Source organism: Emticicia sp. TH156 (assembly GCF_002855535.1).
GTDB classification, from domain to species: domain Bacteria; phylum Bacteroidota; class Bacteroidia; order Cytophagales; family Spirosomataceae; genus Emticicia; species Emticicia fluvialis.
On the sequence record NZ_PKRS01000001.1, the window covers coordinates 844,504 to 861,899 of the forward strand.

Here is a 17,396-nt window from a genome sequence, read left to right on the forward strand (position 1 = left end):
GTATTAATGAAGAATTGAAATTTTAATCGGAAAGAATAAAAAGGGCACTTGATTATATTTTTTGGCAACCGCCACATTAGTATCCGAAAAGCCGCAGTTAAAGCCCAATATACCGTATTTAAAGTTTGTGGTTAGTATTCTAAAAAACCAGCAATTGGCTGCGTTTTGGCCAATGCCAGATGCTTTAAGTATTAAAATTTAGGACACGCCAGCGACTTTTTATTTCTTTTATAACGTGTTAGTTTTTTAATAACGGGTTCAAACTGATAAGCCAGCGATATTTCATGCGAACCACCGGAAGATGCACCCAGGCTTGAGATCGTTACGTCATAACTATAGCCGATAGAAAAGCTGTCTTGCCTTACGCCTATCAAAAAAACCAGGGCATCATGATTAGTAGGGGTGATGTTCCTCTTTTTTATCGGAATCCCCCTATACCAGACCCCAACAGTAAGCGGAGTATAGGTGGCATACAGCCCTAAATCGAGCTGGTTAAATTTGCCTTGCCGTTTAATCAAAAACGCCGGTGATACCGAAAACTCTTTGTCTGAATAGGCCGCACCAGAGTAAGGATTAGCAATGGGTATTTTTACACCTCCGCTGATGCTCAGTTTCATGGGTAAAAAACCGCTTTTAGGGGCATCAGAAGCAAAAAACGTGTAGGATGGCTGGTTGATATGGTGTGCCGTAACGCCTAACCATGATGTACTGTTGTAGTACAATGCCCCGGCGCTGAAATCGGCCATATTGATATTCGGTAAATTGCTTCCATTGGGGCCGAAGGGGTCATTTGTGGGGTTTCCGGTAAGTCCTTTGTCATCATACTGGTCGCCAAAAGTAAGCCCCAGATAGTTCATACTTTTGTTTGAGTAAGTCCCTTGCAGGCCAAGCCTTAGAAAATTATCTTCGTCTATCTTTAACTGATACGCATAAATGGCGCTTATATCGGTGCTGGTAAGCCTGTTGGGCCCTTGGGAGTCGTTGGTAACAATTAAACCGATACCGCTATTCAGGCTTTGCAGGTGGTGGTCTATAGAAAAAGAACTCGTAACAAAATTGGCTGTTATTGAGGGCCATTGGTTACGGTAATTGGCTATTAACCGGGTAGCAAAAGCGCTACCGGCAAAGGCCGGATTCTGATATAAAGGGGCCGCATAAAACTGCGAAAACTGCGGGTCTTGTGCCTGCCCACTGTAACAAACCAGGCACAAGAGAACTATTCGTAAATAAAATTTTTTCATAGCCTGTTCCGTTAGGAGATAATGGTGTATTTCCAAGCAAAAATCTATTCTACAGCAAAATCCCGGTTTTTACGAAAAGGGTACAGGGCGAATTTACTAATTTTTTAATAGTAATATATAAATTAACGAGTAGGGCTTATTGTTTGGTGTAAAGAACAAAAAAAAACTCAATTTTGCTATTAATCTTTATTGAGGGTATCAAATAAATACGGGTTGGCTATCGTTAAAATTCTGGAAATTAACCGTAACTTTCTGTTTTAATCAGTACTTACAAAATGTATAATGAATTATGTGGGCAGGTACAGGTACTAATCTAAGGATTTATTTTTTGACAGCCACATTAGCATGTATATCAACTATCGCCATTGGTCAGAATCCGTTTTACGTAGGTGGGAAACTATGCAGAAGTATGCCTGCACCGACAACCAGCGCCGCCGGAAGCCCCACAACATCAGACTGTAACGAACCCACTGTTTTTTTTGATGAAGACCCGCTTTCTACCGCCTGGCTTTGGGATTTTGGTGACGGCAAAACGTCTGACTTGCGTAATCCGAATCATCTTTATGCCCAAGCAGGTACCTATACTGTAACTCTTACCCGAATAAAAGGAGGGGTACAACAAGCACCCGTAACCCGAACGATTACCATCAGCCAGCCACCCACTCAACCCACATTTAAAGGCGAAATCAGTAAAGACTCTACCGTTTGTGATGGTAAAACCATAACCTTAAACCCATATAACGTTTTAGAAAAAGGTTCACCTGAACCCCCGGGTGTTAAGTATTTATGGTATCCCAATGGCGAAACAACGAAAACCATTGATGTTACAAAGTCAGGCTGTTATTCGGTTGAGGTTTTTGATGCAAGTGGACAATGCTCAAGAACTGCCAAAATCAATGTAAAATTCTGTATGCAATCTGCCGGTGGAGGGGGTGCTGAAAAGTGGTATTTCGGCAAAGGGGCAACGCTTGAGTTTGGTATTAACCCAACTTCGGTAGTACCCAGAGACCCGCTGGCTGATAATGGTGACCTATTTGAACCCCCTAACCAGGACAACCCTGTTTACATACCTGTTCAGTCAACCCAAAGTAATCCGATTGACTCCCCCGAAGGTGTAGCTATGGTTTTTGACCCCAAAGGAGACCTGGTATTGTATACCGATGGCGTAAAAATATACAGCAAAGACGACCAACCCGTACCTTTTCAGTTACCACCACCGGCTACAGCTACTTCATTGCCGGGTACAAATACATCTACACAGTCGTCTCTAATTGTACCTAAAAGCAATTGCAATGAGTGTCCGCATCATCTTTATTATGTGTACACCATGAACGAAACCACAGGCAGGCTGTCTTACAGTATTGTAGATATGCGCCGTAATGGTGGGCAGGGGGCAATTGTTGAAACCGATATTCCTGTTAGTCTGGCATCTACAGAACAAATCGTAACAAAAAGTATTGAAGATGATAAAAAGAACATGGTGTTCTTTGTGTATTCGCAGGATAAAACTACCGGACAATTTAAAGTACTGAAAATTGATTCCACGGGCTCTAATCTGGTTAATCAACCCCCAATTACTAATAAAATACCTGATGAAAGCGGATATATGAAAATATCTCCGAATGGACGTAAGCTGGCTACAGCATATATAAAAGACGGCAAGAATTATATTGAAGTATATGGCATTAATGCTACCACAGGCTTATTAACACTAGTGCATACCATTGAGTTGGGCAATGCGCCCCCAAAAATATATGGTGTTGAGTTTTCGCAGGATGGCGAAAAACTTTATTATACCCTCAGAGGCGCTCCATCCTCAACTGTAAAATCTTATTTGTATCAGTTAAATCTTAATTTAAGTTCAGATGCCCAGATAAGCCTGCAGAAAAAACAGATAGCGGAGTCGTCTACTCATGTTTTTGGGGCATTGCAGATGGGGCCTACCAATGCAGGTACGGGTGGGTTTATTTACATGGCAGTAGATGGCAGCACAGAAATTGCCTATATAACATATCCTGATGCATTGATAACAAGCAATGTGGCAGTAGTTAATTATATTTCTTTTAATCAGGCTACGGCTCCTAATGTGGTAGGTACCAGTAAGTTGGGGCTTCCGAACGTAGTACATGCCAAGCCACAGCAGGATGGAGACGGCTTAAGTGCTACCTATAAAGGAACCTGCCAGAACCAACCTACTATTTTTGAAACCAAAGGCATTTGCAGCCCCATGAAAAATGAAGTAAGCTGGGACTTTGGCGATGGTACAAAAGGTAAAGGAACACAAGTATCACACACCTATACAAAACCCGGGCGATACACCATTACAATGACGGTAGAAGTTTATGCCGAGACAGCAATAAGCAAGGTGGTGAATATACCTATATTGGGTAATTCGTTAAGAGAGAAATGTGATGTGTTTACGGTAACAGATGAAATTAACATTAAGCCCTCACCAATAATTAATCTGGCAGATTCTGCTTATGCCTGTTTTCGGGAAGGGGCTACGCTTTTATTAGACCCCAAAGCCCAAAATACCGTTGACCCAACATATTTATGGAAGCCAAGAAATGAAACAACACCAACCATAACCGTTGATGTGCAAAGCACATACACTACATTTGTAACCAATAACTTTACATCTCAAAGCGGAGAACTTTACACCTGCACCACAGACGATAAAATTGTTGTAGAAGACAAATGTGACCCCCGCCTTTTTATTCCGGAGGCCTTTTCACCCAATGGGGATGGTGTGAATGATGTATTGGAAACGCCTAATAAATATATCACAGATTACGACCTGAAAATTTATAACCGCTGGGGTGAGATTATATTTCAGTCTCTAGACCCACTTGATAAATGGGATGGCTCTTACAAAGGGCAGATAATGGCGCCTATGTTGTATGCTTTTGTGTTAAGTTATAAAAGTGAGTATTTCCCAAAGCGACCTAAAATTACTAAATCTGGGGGGATACTTTTAATCAGATAACATTTTATAAGATTTACATTCTTCATTACGGCCGCTCTTTTTACCTTTGAGCAGGTAATCAGAAAATAATAGGGTAATGATACTTTCAGGGGGATTTTTATAATAAACCCCCTGAAATATCGTATATTTGGTTGTATAAAAGAGAGGGTTTCTCAGAGATTTCATGCGAAAAGATTATATAAAAGGTGAGAGCGAGGGGCTTTCGCCGGTTGAAAAGGAAATAGAAAAAGCGCTGCGGCCTCTTTCGTTTGATGATTTTACGGGGCAGGACAAAATTCTGGAAAACCTGAAAATATTTGTTCTGGCTGCTAAACAAAGAAAAGAAGCGCTCGACCATGTGTTGCTGCACGGCCCTCCGGGTCTGGGTAAAACTACGCTATCGCACATTATTTCTAATGAGCTGGGCACCAATATAAAAATAACCTCAGGCCCGGTGCTTGACAAACCAAGCGACCTGGCTGGCCTGCTGACCAATCTTGAGCCATTTGATGTGCTTTTCATTGATGAAATCCACCGGCTGAATCCCATTGTGGAAGAGTATCTGTATTCAGCAATGGAAGATTACCGCATTGACATCATGCTTGATACCGGCCCCAATGCCCGTAGCGTGCAGATTGGCCTGAATCCGTTTACCTTAATAGGCGCTACCACCAGAGCCGGATTGCTTACTTCGCCGCTCCGCGCCAGGTTTGGTATCAATTCAAGGCTGGAATACTACGACTCTCAGTTACTTTGTAAGATTATCAAGCGTTCGTCGTATATATTAAAAACGCCAATCAGTGAAGATGGCGCATTTGAGATTGCCCGCAGAAGCAGGGGAACCCCGCGTATTGCCAATAATTTGTTGAGACGCACCCGTGATTTTGCTCAGGTAAAAGGCGATGGCAAAATAAACCTTGCCATTGCAGAAATGGCTTTAACAGCCTTGGATGTAGACCAGGATGGTTTGGATGAAATGGATAACAGAATCTTGCAGACGATCATAGATAAATTTAAAGGCGGGCCGGTTGGTTTATCAACCATTGCAACGGCAGTAGGAGAGGAGGCCGAAACAATTGAAGAAGTTTACGAGCCATTCCTGATTCAGGAAGGATATCTGAAACGGACAGCAAGGGGCAGAGAGGCAACAGAAAAAGCCTATAAGCATCTGAATATTCTGCCAAAATACAAAATGGGAGAGCTGTTTTAAAAGAAAACGTCTTCAAACTGGCGGATTTCGAAGTGCTGCCCGACAATAATAGCAATGATGTCAAACCGTATTTTGCCTCGCCAGTTTTTCTGGTAAACGTAGTTTTCGGCTGTTTTTATGATAAGCCCTGCTTTGGACTTTGAAATAGTTTGCTCAGGATACCCATGCAAAACCTCAGAGCGGGCCCGCACTTCAACAAACACCAGCCAGTTGTCTTTGGTTGCAATAATATCTATTTCGCCCTTACCAAATACATAGTTGCGGTCAAGTATCTCATACCCGTTTTTTATTAAGAAACCGGCGGCCATTTCTTCTGCTTTGTTACCGGTATCATTGTGTTGAGCCATGCTGGGCAGAAGTTATGGATACAGAATAGGTTAAGGTAATTCGGCAATAACGGTTTCACCACCTACCGGGCGGTCATCAATATTTACCAGAATTTTGGCATCTAAAGGCAGAAAAATATCAATTCTTGAACCAAACTTAATAAACCCGAACTCAGTACCCTGCTCTACGTTTTTGCCTTCCTGTACATACCAGCACAACCTGCGCGCCAAGGCACCGGCTATCTGCCTGAAAAGCACTTCGGTACCGTTGCTATGTTTTACTACAATGGTAGTTCTTTCGTTTTCAGTACTTGATTTCGGATGCCAGGCAAACAGATATTTGCCGGGATGATACTTGAAATAAGTTACAATGCCCGAAATAGGGTTAAAGTTAATATGCACGTTGATAGGTGACATAAAAATGGAAACCTGGCGGCGAGGCTCTTTAAAATACTCTGTTTCCACCACCTCTTCAATCACCACCACTTTGCCGTCGGCAGGGGCAATTATATGCTTGCTGTTTTTAGTAGTATTGCGTGTAGGCTTACGGAAAAACTGAACAATGATAATAAAGAACACCAGACTTACACCCAGCGCTATTTGATGAGCAAGAGAATTGTCAGGTGCAAAGTATCTTACTAATCCGTTAAGTATTACTAATGCAATTATTGTTAAAGAAATAGTTCCTGTTCCCTCTTTATGCAGTGTCATGATTAATATCTTGGTTTTTTGGATGCGCAAATATAATCAAACAATGTTTTTGCGTTATCTTCACAGCGCAAATATTTATCGGTACATGTGAATAACCTGTTGACAAACAGGCCTTCAGGTAGAAAACAATAAGCATTTATGTATCATTGGTTTTTTTGGCAAAACTGGTCTAAATCTGAGAAAAGTATCTTTTGGGCGATTTTGGCGGTATTGCTTTTTTCTGTAGCTGCAATGGCGTGGTATACCTATTATGGTATTGACAACGTAATACACTGGGATATTCTGAGCGAATTGGACGAAGTCGCAAAAATATCAGACAGTTTCTCTGACGGCCAGCTGAAGTTTACAATCAACGGCAATGCGTATCTGGTAAAAGAACGCTTTATTGCTTCTATGATGCAAACCAATACCCTGGCGGCTTACGGATTTATAGGTTTGTATGTTGTTGGCCTCAACTTACTGCTGGCATCGGTATCTGCCATGCCCAGATACTGGTTTTTAGGTGGCATGGTGCTGCTGGCAGGTATATTGGTTACGTTTCATCTTGAAAACGTTTTTAATCTCACCAATCAGACGGCTTTTCTTATTGCCTTTGGCGGCTTTGCAGGTGTGGCTTTTTATTTCAATAATTTTAATAAAAGTGCAGGTTTCTTAACCAGACTTTCTTCTTTTTTGCTGCTAAGTTTTGTGGCAGGGGTGCTTATAACTGGTTTCTCAAAAATAAACCATCCTTTGCTGGCAGTTGCCTCTTACGGGCTTGTGTCGGCCATTGTTATAAGTGTGTTGTTTATTCTCTTGGTATCACATGAAATTGTGGCATCACTGGTGTGGGTTGTTTCCAACGCTGGCGTAAAGGGTAGGAGTTCTTTGAGCCAATTCCTGATTGTTTCAAGCATTTACCTGCTTAATGTATTACTGATGTTTTTAGAGCGGAACAGATACATTGACTGGAACGCTCTACCCATAAGCCCGATAGTGTTATATGTCAGCTCTTTGCTGTTAGGTATCTGGGGTTTCAGACGTGTCACAGAAGAGTCAGACACTTTTCATTTTAGAAACACAGGTGCCTGGTTGTATCTGGGCTTAGGTATAATTACCACCGCAACAATTGCCTTTGTGTTCGCTTCGGGCAATGACCCGTTAATGGAAGCCTTTCAGAAGTTTATTATAGCGGCGCACTTGGTAATGGGCTTAGCCTTTGCATTGTATGTTGTTCTTAATTTTATTCAGGCCATGCAAAAAGGCTTACCAGTGCATCGTATTCTTTACAAGCCTCAGTTTCTCGAACTTTCGCTTTTTCGTTTAGGGGCTATCGTAGGTATGGTTACATTGTTCTCTTTAAAAAACTTTTATATTTATTATCAGGCCACGGCCGGTTATTACAATACCATTGCCAATTACTACAAAACTGATAACGATGGCGTTTATGCCGAGGCATTTTATAAAGAGGCGCTTCATGCTGATATCCTGAATCATCAGTCAAACTACGGATTGGCTTCTCTGGCAATGGCAGTGAATGATAAAGAGAACACCGGGGCGTTTCTGAAAAGTGCTTTAGATAAAAACCCCAGCCCGTATGCCTACGCAGGGTTGAGTAAAATTCTGCAAGAGAAAGATATGTTTTTTGACGCGCTCTTTACGTTGCAGGAAGGAGTAAGACGATTTCCGGATAACCAACCATTGCTGACCAACCTGGCATGGTTATATGAAAAAACAAAAGTAACCGACTCAACGCTGCACTACCTGACACTAGCCAGAGAAAATTGTACCGACTGTGATTTGGCCGAGGCCAACCTGTTGGCATTTCAGCTGAAATACAAAAAAAACAAGGCCTCTGAGAATCGCATAGATGAGGGTATGAGTAAAGGCGATGCGCTACAGGCAAATCTCTCGGCGCAGGAAATAAACAAAAATACACTACCTGGCCCCATACAATTAAGAACAGACTCGGTGCTGAACGTAAGCCAGTTTGCTTTAATTTACAATTGTACTGCCGGCAAAGATTTGCAGACCCCATACACCGCCCGGGTTTTAAAAAGGATTCAGCAAAAAGAGGGCAACCAAAGTTTTTATGAAGATCTTGAGTTTGCCATTGCATCGCAGAATTACTATAGAGAAAATAAACTGGAGGGTTTGAAACAGCTTACCATTCTGGCTAATGACTCAACAAGCAAAAAGAGGTTGTACAATCAGGTTGCTGGTATGTGGTATTTGCAGCAAGGGATATTTGATAAGGCCGAAAGACATTTATTAATAGCAGGAGACAGGGCATCGGCAGAGGTATTGCAAAAGCAGGGCTACCGGGCAATACTGGCCGAATATCAGGAAACCCAGGCCGAGGAAGCTTTGAAAAATGCCAGAACCAAAAATGATTTTGATAAGGCGCTTGCTGCTAATCCGCTAAACCCCCTTGTGATAGCCCGGGTTACAGAATTCTACAATGCCAAGATAAAAAAGCCGGGTGATGCCTACCTCTTTATATTTAACGCACTGCAGTTGAACGACGAAAATGAAGCACTTTGGAAGCTGTATGTACAGCAATCTTTGAAAATAGGTGTGGAGAATTACGCCATAGACGGCCTTGAAAAGCTTCGGGCTTTATTGAGCCCTACCGATTATCAAGCGTTTCTTTCCACCTATCAAGCCCAAAAAGCATTGATGGAAAAAAACAAGGTTGGTTTTGAATGAAAGAATATATTTGAAATGAAAAACGGAGGTTTGCAAACTATCTCTTATTAGCCCGAACTCACTCATTCATAATTGCAAATGAAAATAATTGAGACTACCAATATTTCTAAACGCTACATTATGGGTAGCGAAATAATCGATGCCCTGAAGTCGGTTACCATTTCTGTAGAAAGAGGAGAATATGTAGCGTTTATGGGGCCGTCAGGCTCCGGTAAGTCTACGTTGATGAATATTATAGGTTGTCTCGATTCGCCAACAGCCGGCCGTTATGTGTTGAATAATCATGATGTAAGCCGCATGAGTGAGAACGAACTGGCCGAGGTCAGAAACAAAGAGATTGGCTTCGTTTTCCAGACGTTCAACCTTTTGCCTCGTCAATCTGCTTTAGAAAATGTGGCCCTACCACTGATTTATGCAGGCTATACGAAGTCGCAGCGGACAGAAAAGGCCATGCAGACGTTAAAAAACGTAGGTCTTGAGAACCGGGCACACCATAAACCTAATGAGTTGTCTGGTGGGCAGCGCCAGCGTGTGGCCATTGCCCGGGCGCTTGTGAACGACCCAAGTATATTGCTGGCCGATGAGCCTACTGGTAACCTGGATACCAAGACGTCTTACGAAATTATGGAATTGTTTGACCAGCTCTATTCAAAGGGAAACACCATTGTAATGGTAACCCACGAAGAAGACATTGCCAAATATGCGCACCGCATTGTGCGTTTAAGAGACGGACTGGTGGAGTCGGATATAATTAATGCAACACCCACAAATCCGCGTGAAATGGCTAAGATATTTGCCGAGAAAACGAAAGAATAATTTCAAAATATTGTTAAACTAAACCAGGTGTTTTTTCGTTAATACCCATATACCATAACTATTTTATTAACCATGAAAAAATCAGTATTCTTATTATCTTTTTTGTTTAGTATCACCTCTCTTGTTTTTGCTCAGGAAAAAAGAGCCAGCCCACATGTTACGGCAGAAAGTAAAAATGTAAAAGTTACTTATGGCCAACCATCAAAAAAAGGACGTACCATTTTTGGCGGTCTTGAGAAATTCGGAACAATATGGAGAACAGGAGCAGATGAAGCAACCGAGATTACGTTTCATAAAAATGTAAAATTTGGAGGTAAACCGGTAAAAGCAGGAACATATACACTTTTCTCTAAATTAGGAGAAAAAGAGTGGACAATCATATTGAACAGTGAGTTGAAACAATGGGGTGCTTATGGCTACGACAAAATCAAAGACAAGAACGTAGTAGAAGTAACAGTACCCGTAAAAGCGTTGTCGCAACCGGTAGAAAAGCTAACAATCACTACTGATGATAAGGTTTTAACCATCGCCTGGGATACCACTAGTGTTAGTGTTCCCATGGAGTTTTAGGGTTTAGGTAAGTGTAGTGATAAAAAGCAGAGGCATGTGCTTCTGCTTTTTTTTTGTGTTTTGGTTGAACGCGTTAACAAACCTGTTAATTTTACTGTGGCCTTATTAGTGGCAATAAAATTTTTCTTTGAAGCATTCGTTTCTATAAAGAAGTATAAAAGTGTTTATAAAATGAGATTTCTACCCCTTATTATAGTTTGTGCCGGTATGCTTATGGGTCTTGACGCAGCAGCGCAGACACCCGGTGCTGTACCCACAGCAAAAAGGAGATCGGCAAAAGACATAATAAAAGATGCTGTTGAAATAAGCGGCCCTAAGGTTTCCGGAGGTGTATCCGGTTCGGCTGGGGCAACCTCTGCATTGGGCACCCAGAGTGCAGCTCTACCAGCTGCCAATTTCAGAGTCTCAAATGCTGAAGATGCCCGTAAACTAGCTACCGAAACCTTGCCAGACCTGGGTCTGAAAATATCTAAGGGTGTTAAAAAGCTTAAAAAAGAACTGAAAAGCTACAGAAGAGAGTTTAACGGCCGTGATTACGAAGGCATAAAAGTGAAGAAGCAGACCATCAGCCAGGGGAGTAGCAGCTCACCAACTTATATAGAGTTTTATACTTTGCAGGAATATAAACAGCCTGACAATTATAGCCGGCATTTGTACTGGTTTGACCACAAAGCCAATCGCATAGTGGAGGGTTTAGGCCGTGACAAAACCAAAAACGACCTCATGCACGGGCCTTACAAAAGATACCAGGGCGATTTACTGGTAGAAGAAGGCTGGTACTATATGGGTACAAAGCACGGCCGGTGGGAGTTGTATGACAAAAACAATAATCTGGTTAATAAAGAGTATTATGAAAGAGGGTTTGCCCGAGACGCCCGCATCAGTTATTATGATGGCTCGCAGCAAAAGATAAAAGAGGTAATACCCGTAAACTTCAATAAAGTGAGCGGCGAGTATTTTCTTTTCAATGAAAACGGAACATTGGCTGAACAGGGAATGATGGACGATAGTGTGAAAGTAGGGCAGTGGGTAGAGTATTATCCAACGGGTAATCGTCGTAAAAAGGAAGTACAATATGGTAAAGACTGTTTCGATACTACGTTTGAATCTTACGTAATCAGAGAATATGACGAACGCGGCAAGGTAGTTTTTGAGTCGCCGAGGTTGAGAAAGAACTAGACAAGAATGAACGCGTTGTTGCTGGTTTCGATTTTGTTTCTATATTTGCTTAGTGTATTTCAAAAAACTCAATGAGTCCACTTTCTGCTGACGATCTTATTTATGGGTATATAAATGGTATATTTCCGATGGCCGACTCCGACGGCACACTTTACTGGTATTCACCAGACCCTCGGGCCATTATTCCTATAGACACCTATAAACCCGCTAAATCGCTCAGGCCTTTTCTTAATAAACAGATTTTTGAGATTCGTATCAACTACAATTTCAGGGCAGTAATGGTGGCTTGTTCTCAGCCGCGCCGGGATTCTGACGACACATGGATTTCAGAAGAAATAATCAATGCCTATACAAACCTGCATCAGATGGGCTTTGCGCATAGTGTTGAAGCATACCTGGGTGAGCAACTGGTAGGGGGGGTATATGGCGTAGCCATAGGTGCTGCTTTTTTTGGCGAATCAATGTTTTATACTGAGCCAAATGCATCAAAGGTTGCTTTTCACGCGTTGATGGAGCTACTCAAAAAACAGGATTTTGAATTGCTTGACACACAGTTTATCAACGACAACGTGAAGCGTTTCGGCGCCATAGAAATCAGTAAGGCAGAATACCTGCGAATGCTGAAAAGAGCCATTCGCCACAAGGCAAAATTTGTAGAGGCTGAGGTTGCACATTTGTTCAATGCGCAAACAGATGACCTTATTTCTTAAAATTGTTAATTCCTTCGTCTAAAAACTTAATGAAGTCTGCAGTAGAACTATAGCCTATCGGTTGTTTCACAATCAGTTTTCCGTTGGTGTCTTCAATTACGTAATACGGCTGCGCATTGTTATTGTATTTCACAATTTCAAGATCCATATTTTTATCACCAATTGTTTCTTTCAGTTCCTCGTCATATTTAGAGGTATATTGTTTTTCTTTAGGCAGCGCCTTTTTATCGTCTACGTATAAAGATGCTATCACAAACTCATTCTTTAGTCTTTCTAATACCTCCGGCTTTGGCCATACGTTTTCTTCCATCTTACGGCAGTTGGCGCAGGCATAGCCGGTAAAGTCAATAAACAGTGGTTTGTTTACTTCTTTGGCATAGGCTAGGGCATCGTCATAATCATAGAAGCCTTGTAAGTCATGCGGCAGTGCGCGGAGCTTAGAGCCATCAATAGGGGTGGTGTTTAAAGTTTTAGGAGGCAAAAGGCCAGACAGCAGGCTTAGTTCTTTTCCTTTCACAACACCTGGCACCATATAGGCAGCAAAGGCAAAAAACAGAATGGCAAAGCCCACACGCTGAAAGCTAAACTTAGCAACCTTGCTATCTTTAGGCAAGCGGATAACACCTAATATATAAAGGCCAATGGCAATGAAAATGATAATCCAGATAATAAGGAACAGATTGCGCGATATCAGATTGAAATGGTAGGTTAAATCAATATTTGAAAGGAATTTTAAAGCCAGAGCAAACTCAAGAATACCAAAAACGGCTTTCATTTCGTTCATCCAGCCGCCAGACTTCGGCAGGCTTTTCAACCATTGCGGAAACAGCGCCAGAGAAGTAAAGACCAAACCGAAAGGTAAACCAAAAGCCAGCATACCCCACAAAGGGCGCCATACTTCGCCTTTGGCTGCGAGTATCAATAAAGAACCAACAAACGGAGCTGTGCACGAGAAAGAAACCACCACCAGTGTTAAAGCCATAAAGAATATACCCAGCAAACCACCTTTTTCAGACATCCGGTCTATGTTGTTCACCATGCCGTGAGGCAATACAATTTCAAAAGCCCCTAATAATGAAATGCCGAAAATAACAAATATGACAAAGAATATCAGATTTGGTACCCAGTGTGTGCTGATGAAATTCAGAAACGGGGCGCCAAATAGGGTAGCTACCAGGCCAATAATGGCAAATACAAACATGATAGATAAACCATAAAATGTGGCCTTACCAGTACCTTGCGACTGCTTGGTAAAAAAGCTGACCGTCATTGGCATTATTGGATAAATACATGGCATGAAGATAGATGCGAAACCGGCCAGAAAGGCGGTCAGTAGAAATCCAATCAATGTGTTACTTTCTTGCATAGGGCGTTTGTTGTTGGTACTTGCTTTGTATGGTAAACAAAAAACTGCCCGGAAATATTACAGAACGAGCAGTTTTTAACAAAAAATTTATGAATTAAGCTTCAGTCTCGGTAATGTTGATTTTCTGGATTTTATCTCCCTGGCGAATCGCATCAATTACTTCAAGGCCATCAACTACTTTGCCGAAGCAGGTATGGTTGCGGTCAAGGTGTTGCGTGTTAGAACGGTTGTGACAGATAAAAAACTGCGAGCCACCGGTATTACGACCTCTGTGTGCCATTGAAAGTACGCCTCTGTCGTGGTATTGGTTATTGCCTGTCAACTCACATTGAATAGTATAACCGGGGCCACCTGCACCTGTGCCGGTTGGGTCACCACCCTGAATCATAAAATCAGGAATAACACGGTGGAATTTCAGACCATCGTAAAAGCCTTTCTTTGCAAGCGTTACAAAGTTATTAACTGCAATAGGAGCATCCTCTTCGTAAAATTCGATAAGCATAGTACCCTTATCGGTAATCATTTCTGCCTTTAACATAATGTTTATCGTTACGGCGACCCGTTTAAAAAATTAATAATTATAGAACTGAATATTTTATCCTCCAATGGTGGTCATTGATTCAGACACCAGGCTTTTCCTGTTCTTTTCTGCTTCAAAACCATCAGCAGCCCGCTTCTGTAGCGCGTCACTGATTAATAACTTGATTTCACTGTCAGAAAGTTTCTGCCGCATCATATCTCGTACGTTAAAAACGCCGTCATCATACAAACAGGTTTTAAAAAATCCGGTAGGGGTAACCCTGATGCGATTACAGGTGCCGCAAAAAGTACGGCTGAAAGCAGCAATAACACCAATGGATCCTTTAAAGTTCGGAATCCGGTAATTGTATGAGGTTGAGTTCGGTTCGTCAGCCATCCGGTATATGTCAGGATGTGCCAATCGTATTAAATCCATTATTTTTCCATAACTCCAGAAATCCTGAATCTGTTCAGGGCGCAGCCCGGCGCCATTAAAGGGCATTTCTTCAATAAACCTGACAGATACATTTTTGTTTCGTGCCAGCTCAACCATTGATAGAATATCCTCATCATTTTTGCCAGACATTACCACAGTATTAATTTTTACCGGAATCTCATGCTCCAGAAGCGCCTCCAGTGTCTGCCACACTTTAGTAAATTCGTCGCGGCGGGTAATTTCAAAAAACCGTTGGCGGTCAAGCGAGTCCAGGCTCAGATTAACCGAATTGATACCCAGTTTTTTTAGTTCAGGTACTAACGGAGCCGTTAGCACACCATTAGTAGTAATATTGATTTTATTGATTCCATCAATCTCAGACAACTTCCATAGAAACGGCATAAGGTCTCTTCTCAGAAAAGGTTCACCCCCTGTAATACGCACTTTACTGATGCCCATTTCTGCCAGAATACCCACCAGCCGCAGCATTTCTTCATAGCTCAACAAATGAGGTTTAGGCAGATACTGTATGCCTTCTTCGGGCATACAATAAAAGCAACGCAGGTTACAGCGGTCTGTAACTGCCAGCCTCAGATAATTGATAGGCCTGCCGTGGTTATCTATGAGCATATTGAACTATAATTGAGTAAATAAACGATTAATCGCTTATTTGCTATTCATGATTTGCAATTAGAAAAATCACCAAAGGGCTCATTCACTGTATACTATAACAAATCATTTAGTAAAAGTACTCACATTCCTATAAAAACAAAAGAGGCTTGGACACCCAAGCCTCTTTCAAGCATATCTGAAAAATTAAGCTACTGCTTCAGCAAGCACCAGAATTTTGTTTTTTACTACTTCTACTACGCCACCATCTACCACAAATGTTTCTTTTTTACCATTTGCTTCGATCACCAAATCACCTTTGGCAAGTGTACTGACAAGCGGAGCATGGTCTTTCAAAACCTGAAAACGACCTTCGCTACCAGGGAAAGAAACAGCGTTTACTTCGCCAGTATATACTTTTTTATCGGGGGTAATTATTTCTAAGTTCATTGTTATTATTTGTTCGCTTCTGCAATTAATCTTTCACCTTTCGCAACGGCATCTTCAATGGTTCCAACAAGGTTGAAAGCGGCTTCAGGAAGGTGGTCATAGGCTCCATCCATAATCTGGTTAAAGCCTTTGATGGTATCGTTGATATCAACCAATACCCCTTTTAAACCTGTAAACTGTTCAGCCACGAAGAACGGTTGTGACAAGAAACGTTGCACACGACGCGCACGAGATACAACCAGTTTGTCTTCTTCTGACAACTCTTCCAGACCAAGGATTGCGATGATATCCTGTAGTTCTTTATAACGTTGCAAAATATTTTTTACACGTTGAGCAGTGTTGTAGTGTGCATCGCCCAATACAGCAGCAGAAAGAATACGTGAAGAAGAATCAAGAGGGTCTACCGCAGGATAGATACCTAGCTCGGCAATTTTACGGCTCAATACTGTAGTAGCATCCAAGTGGGTAAATGTTGTGGCAGGAGCAGGGTCAGTCAAGTCATCGGCAGGTACATAAACAGCTTGTACTGAAGTAATTGAACCACGTTTGGTTGAAGCAATACGCTCTTGCATATTACCCATTTCTGTTGCCAGAGTTGGCTGATAACCTACCGCTGAAGGCATACGACCCAAAAGTGCTGATACCTCAGAACCGGCCTGTGTAAAGCGGAAAATGTTATCAATAAAGAAAAGGATATCACGACCTTTGCCTTCGCCGTCGCCATCACGGAAGTGTTCAGCCACAGTAAGACCAGACAAGGCAACACGTGCACGTGCTCCCGGAGGCTCGTTCATCTGACCGAAAATAAAGGTTGCCTGAGATTCTTTCAAGGCATCTTTATCAACTACGCTTAGGTCCCAGCCACCTTCTTCCATTGAGTGTTTGAAAGCCTCACCGTATTTTACGATACCAGACTCAATCATCTCACGAAGAAGGTCATTTCCTTCACGGGTACGCTCACCTACACCGGCAAATACCGACAGACCGGCATAAGCTTTGGCAATATTGTTAATCAACTCCTGAATCAATACGGTTTTACCTACACCCGCACCACCAAACAAACCGATTTTACCACCTTTTACGTATGGAGCAAGCAGGTCAATTACTTTAATACCAGTAAAAAGAACCTCAGTTGCTGTTGCTAATTCTTCAAATTTAGGTGCAGAACGGTGAATAGACATACCCGGAGTAGTAACCTGCTCCAAGCCGTCGATAGCCTCACCAACCACATTGAACAAACGACCTTTGATGGCATCGCCAGTTGGCATGGTAATCGGAGAACCCAGGTGCGTTACAGCCATACCACGTTGCAAACCTTCGGTTCCGTCCATTGCAATGGTACGTACGCGGTCTTCGCCAAGGTGTTGTTGTACTTCCAGGATTACTTTTTGACCATTCGCCTTTTCTACCGACAACGCATCAAGAATAGGGGGGATAAACGAACCTTTTCCCTCAAAACTCACGTCAACCACGGGTCCGATAATCTGTGAGATTTTACCAATATTAGCCATTTATGGAGTATTTTAAAATTTAGATAGTTTGAAAGCAAGATGTTGCGCGTAAAAACGATAACATCTCGTTTTGGGACGCAAAATTAATG

At 42.0% G+C, this 17,396-nt stretch carries 15 protein-coding genes; 7 read left to right on the forward strand and 8 right to left on the reverse strand.

What is annotated here, in order from left to right; translation table 11 throughout:
• Positions 1–191 precede the first annotated feature (191 nt).
• The gene (locus C0V77_RS03540) at positions 192–1,241 is read right to left on the reverse strand and encodes a type IX secretion system membrane protein PorP/SprF (protein WP_101724918.1); all 1,050 of its coding nucleotides are present in this window, start codon (positions 1,239–1,241) and stop codon (positions 192–194) included.
• Positions 1,242–1,530: 289 nt separating this feature from the next.
• Between C0V77_RS03540 and C0V77_RS03545 the strand changes: the two genes are divergently transcribed.
• Both C0V77_RS03545 and ruvB read left to right on the forward strand, forming a co-directional pair.
• Positions 1,531–4,227, forward strand: a complete 2,697-nt coding sequence (locus tag C0V77_RS03545) for a PKD domain-containing protein (protein WP_101724919.1) — start codon at positions 1,531–1,533, stop codon at positions 4,225–4,227.
• Positions 4,228–4,390: 163 nt separating this feature from the next.
• A complete protein-coding gene (gene ruvB / locus C0V77_RS03550; protein WP_101724920.1) occupies positions 4,391–5,416 on the forward strand; it encodes a Holliday junction branch migration DNA helicase RuvB in 1,026 nt (341 codons plus the stop codon).
• On the opposite strand, the gene C0V77_RS03555 is transcribed toward ruvB, so the two are convergent.
• Both C0V77_RS03555 and C0V77_RS03560 read right to left on the reverse strand, forming a co-directional pair.
• Positions 5,413–5,763: a YraN family protein gene (locus C0V77_RS03555; protein WP_101724921.1), complete on the reverse strand. Its 351-nt coding sequence runs from the start codon at positions 5,761–5,763 to the stop codon at positions 5,413–5,415. The genes ruvB and C0V77_RS03555 overlap by 4 nt on opposite strands.
• A gap of 30 nt (positions 5,764–5,793) precedes the next feature.
• The gene (locus C0V77_RS03560) at positions 5,794–6,453 is read right to left on the reverse strand and encodes a phosphatidylserine decarboxylase family protein (protein ID WP_101724922.1); all 660 of its coding nucleotides are present in this window, start codon (positions 6,451–6,453) and stop codon (positions 5,794–5,796) included.
• Positions 6,454–6,591: 138 nt separating this feature from the next.
• Here C0V77_RS03560 and C0V77_RS03565 point away from each other — a divergent pair, with 138 nt between their 5' ends.
• The 5 genes from C0V77_RS03565 to aat all read left to right on the forward strand — a co-directional run bounded on the left by C0V77_RS03565 (position 6,592) and on the right by aat (position 12,416).
• The gene (locus C0V77_RS03565) at positions 6,592–9,141 is read left to right on the forward strand and encodes a lipopolysaccharide assembly protein LapB (protein WP_101724923.1); all 2,550 of its coding nucleotides are present in this window, start codon (positions 6,592–6,594) and stop codon (positions 9,139–9,141) included.
• 78 nt (positions 9,142–9,219) lie between these two features.
• Complete coding sequence (locus tag C0V77_RS03570) at positions 9,220–9,957, forward strand: ABC transporter ATP-binding protein (RefSeq protein WP_101724924.1); 738 nt, start codon at positions 9,220–9,222, stop codon at positions 9,955–9,957.
• 72 nt (positions 9,958–10,029) lie between these two features.
• Positions 10,030–10,527: a DUF2911 domain-containing protein gene (locus C0V77_RS03575; RefSeq protein ID WP_101724925.1), complete on the forward strand. Its 498-nt coding sequence runs from the start codon at positions 10,030–10,032 to the stop codon at positions 10,525–10,527.
• A 171-nt stretch (positions 10,528–10,698) separates the two neighbouring features.
• Positions 10,699–11,706, forward strand: coding sequence for a toxin-antitoxin system YwqK family antitoxin (locus tag C0V77_RS03580; protein ID WP_143705998.1), 1,008 nt, complete (start codon positions 10,699–10,701; stop codon positions 11,704–11,706).
• Between the two features lie 71 nt (positions 11,707–11,777).
• Positions 11,778–12,416 carry a leucyl/phenylalanyl-tRNA--protein transferase gene (gene aat / locus C0V77_RS03585; RefSeq protein WP_101724927.1) on the forward strand — a complete coding sequence of 213 codons (639 nt, stop codon included), beginning with the start codon at positions 11,778–11,780 and terminating at the stop codon, positions 12,414–12,416.
• On the opposite strand, the gene C0V77_RS03590 is transcribed toward aat, so the two are convergent.
• The 5 genes from C0V77_RS03590 to atpD form a co-directional block, all read right to left on the reverse strand.
• The gene (locus tag C0V77_RS03590; RefSeq protein ID WP_101724928.1) at positions 12,406–13,782 is read right to left on the reverse strand and encodes a protein-disulfide reductase DsbD; all 1,377 of its coding nucleotides are present in this window, start codon (positions 13,780–13,782) and stop codon (positions 12,406–12,408) included. The genes aat and C0V77_RS03590 overlap by 11 nt on opposite strands.
• 94 nt (positions 13,783–13,876) lie before the next feature.
• Positions 13,877–14,320: a peptidylprolyl isomerase gene (locus C0V77_RS03595; protein WP_101724929.1), complete on the reverse strand. Its 444-nt coding sequence runs from the start codon at positions 14,318–14,320 to the stop codon at positions 13,877–13,879.
• Between the two features lie 57 nt (positions 14,321–14,377).
• The gene (moaA, locus tag C0V77_RS03600; protein WP_101724930.1) at positions 14,378–15,367 is read right to left on the reverse strand and encodes a GTP 3',8-cyclase MoaA; all 990 of its coding nucleotides are present in this window, start codon (positions 15,365–15,367) and stop codon (positions 14,378–14,380) included.
• Between the two features lie 186 nt (positions 15,368–15,553).
• Positions 15,554–15,796, reverse strand: coding sequence for an ATP synthase F1 subunit epsilon (gene atpC, locus C0V77_RS03605; protein WP_101724931.1), 243 nt, complete (start codon positions 15,794–15,796; stop codon positions 15,554–15,556).
• A gap of 5 nt (positions 15,797–15,801) precedes the next feature.
• On the reverse strand, positions 15,802–17,307 hold the full coding sequence (atpD, locus tag C0V77_RS03610) for a F0F1 ATP synthase subunit beta (protein WP_101724932.1): 1,506 nt from the start codon (positions 17,305–17,307) through the stop codon (positions 15,802–15,804).
• Between the last annotated feature and the right edge of the window lie 89 nt (positions 17,308–17,396).

Excerpts from the sequence above, each read along its gene's own strand:
- C0V77_RS03540 (WP_101724918.1), bottom strand. The coding sequence starts at position 1,241 with ATGAAAAAATTTTATTTACGAATAGTTCTCTTGTGCCTGGTTTGTTAC.
- C0V77_RS03545 (WP_101724919.1), top strand. The coding sequence starts at position 1,531 with ATGTGGGCAGGTACAGGTACTAATCTAAGGATTTATTTTTTGACAGCC.
- ruvB (WP_101724920.1), top strand. The coding sequence starts at position 4,391 with ATGCGAAAAGATTATATAAAAGGTGAGAGCGAGGGGCTTTCGCCGGTT.
- C0V77_RS03555 (WP_101724921.1), bottom strand. The coding sequence starts at position 5,763 with ATGGCTCAACACAATGATACCGGTAACAAAGCAGAAGAAATGGCCGCC.
- C0V77_RS03560 (WP_101724922.1), bottom strand. The coding sequence starts at position 6,453 with ATGACACTGCATAAAGAGGGAACAGGAACTATTTCTTTAACAATAATT.
- C0V77_RS03565 (WP_101724923.1), top strand. The coding sequence starts at position 6,592 with ATGTATCATTGGTTTTTTTGGCAAAACTGGTCTAAATCTGAGAAAAGT.
- C0V77_RS03570 (WP_101724924.1), top strand. The coding sequence starts at position 9,220 with ATGAAAATAATTGAGACTACCAATATTTCTAAACGCTACATTATGGGT.
- C0V77_RS03575 (WP_101724925.1), top strand. The coding sequence starts at position 10,030 with ATGAAAAAATCAGTATTCTTATTATCTTTTTTGTTTAGTATCACCTCT.
- C0V77_RS03580 (WP_143705998.1), top strand. The coding sequence starts at position 10,699 with ATGAGATTTCTACCCCTTATTATAGTTTGTGCCGGTATGCTTATGGGT.
- aat (WP_101724927.1), top strand. The coding sequence starts at position 11,778 with ATGAGTCCACTTTCTGCTGACGATCTTATTTATGGGTATATAAATGGT.
- C0V77_RS03590 (WP_101724928.1), bottom strand. The coding sequence starts at position 13,782 with ATGCAAGAAAGTAACACATTGATTGGATTTCTACTGACCGCCTTTCTG.
- C0V77_RS03595 (WP_101724929.1), bottom strand. The coding sequence starts at position 14,320 with ATGTTAAAGGCAGAAATGATTACCGATAAGGGTACTATGCTTATCGAA.
- moaA (WP_101724930.1), bottom strand. The coding sequence starts at position 15,367 with ATGCTCATAGATAACCACGGCAGGCCTATCAATTATCTGAGGCTGGCA.
- atpC (WP_101724931.1), bottom strand. The coding sequence starts at position 15,796 with ATGAACTTAGAAATAATTACCCCCGATAAAAAAGTATATACTGGCGAA.
- atpD (WP_101724932.1), bottom strand. The coding sequence starts at position 17,307 with ATGGCTAATATTGGTAAAATCTCACAGATTATCGGACCCGTGGTTGAC.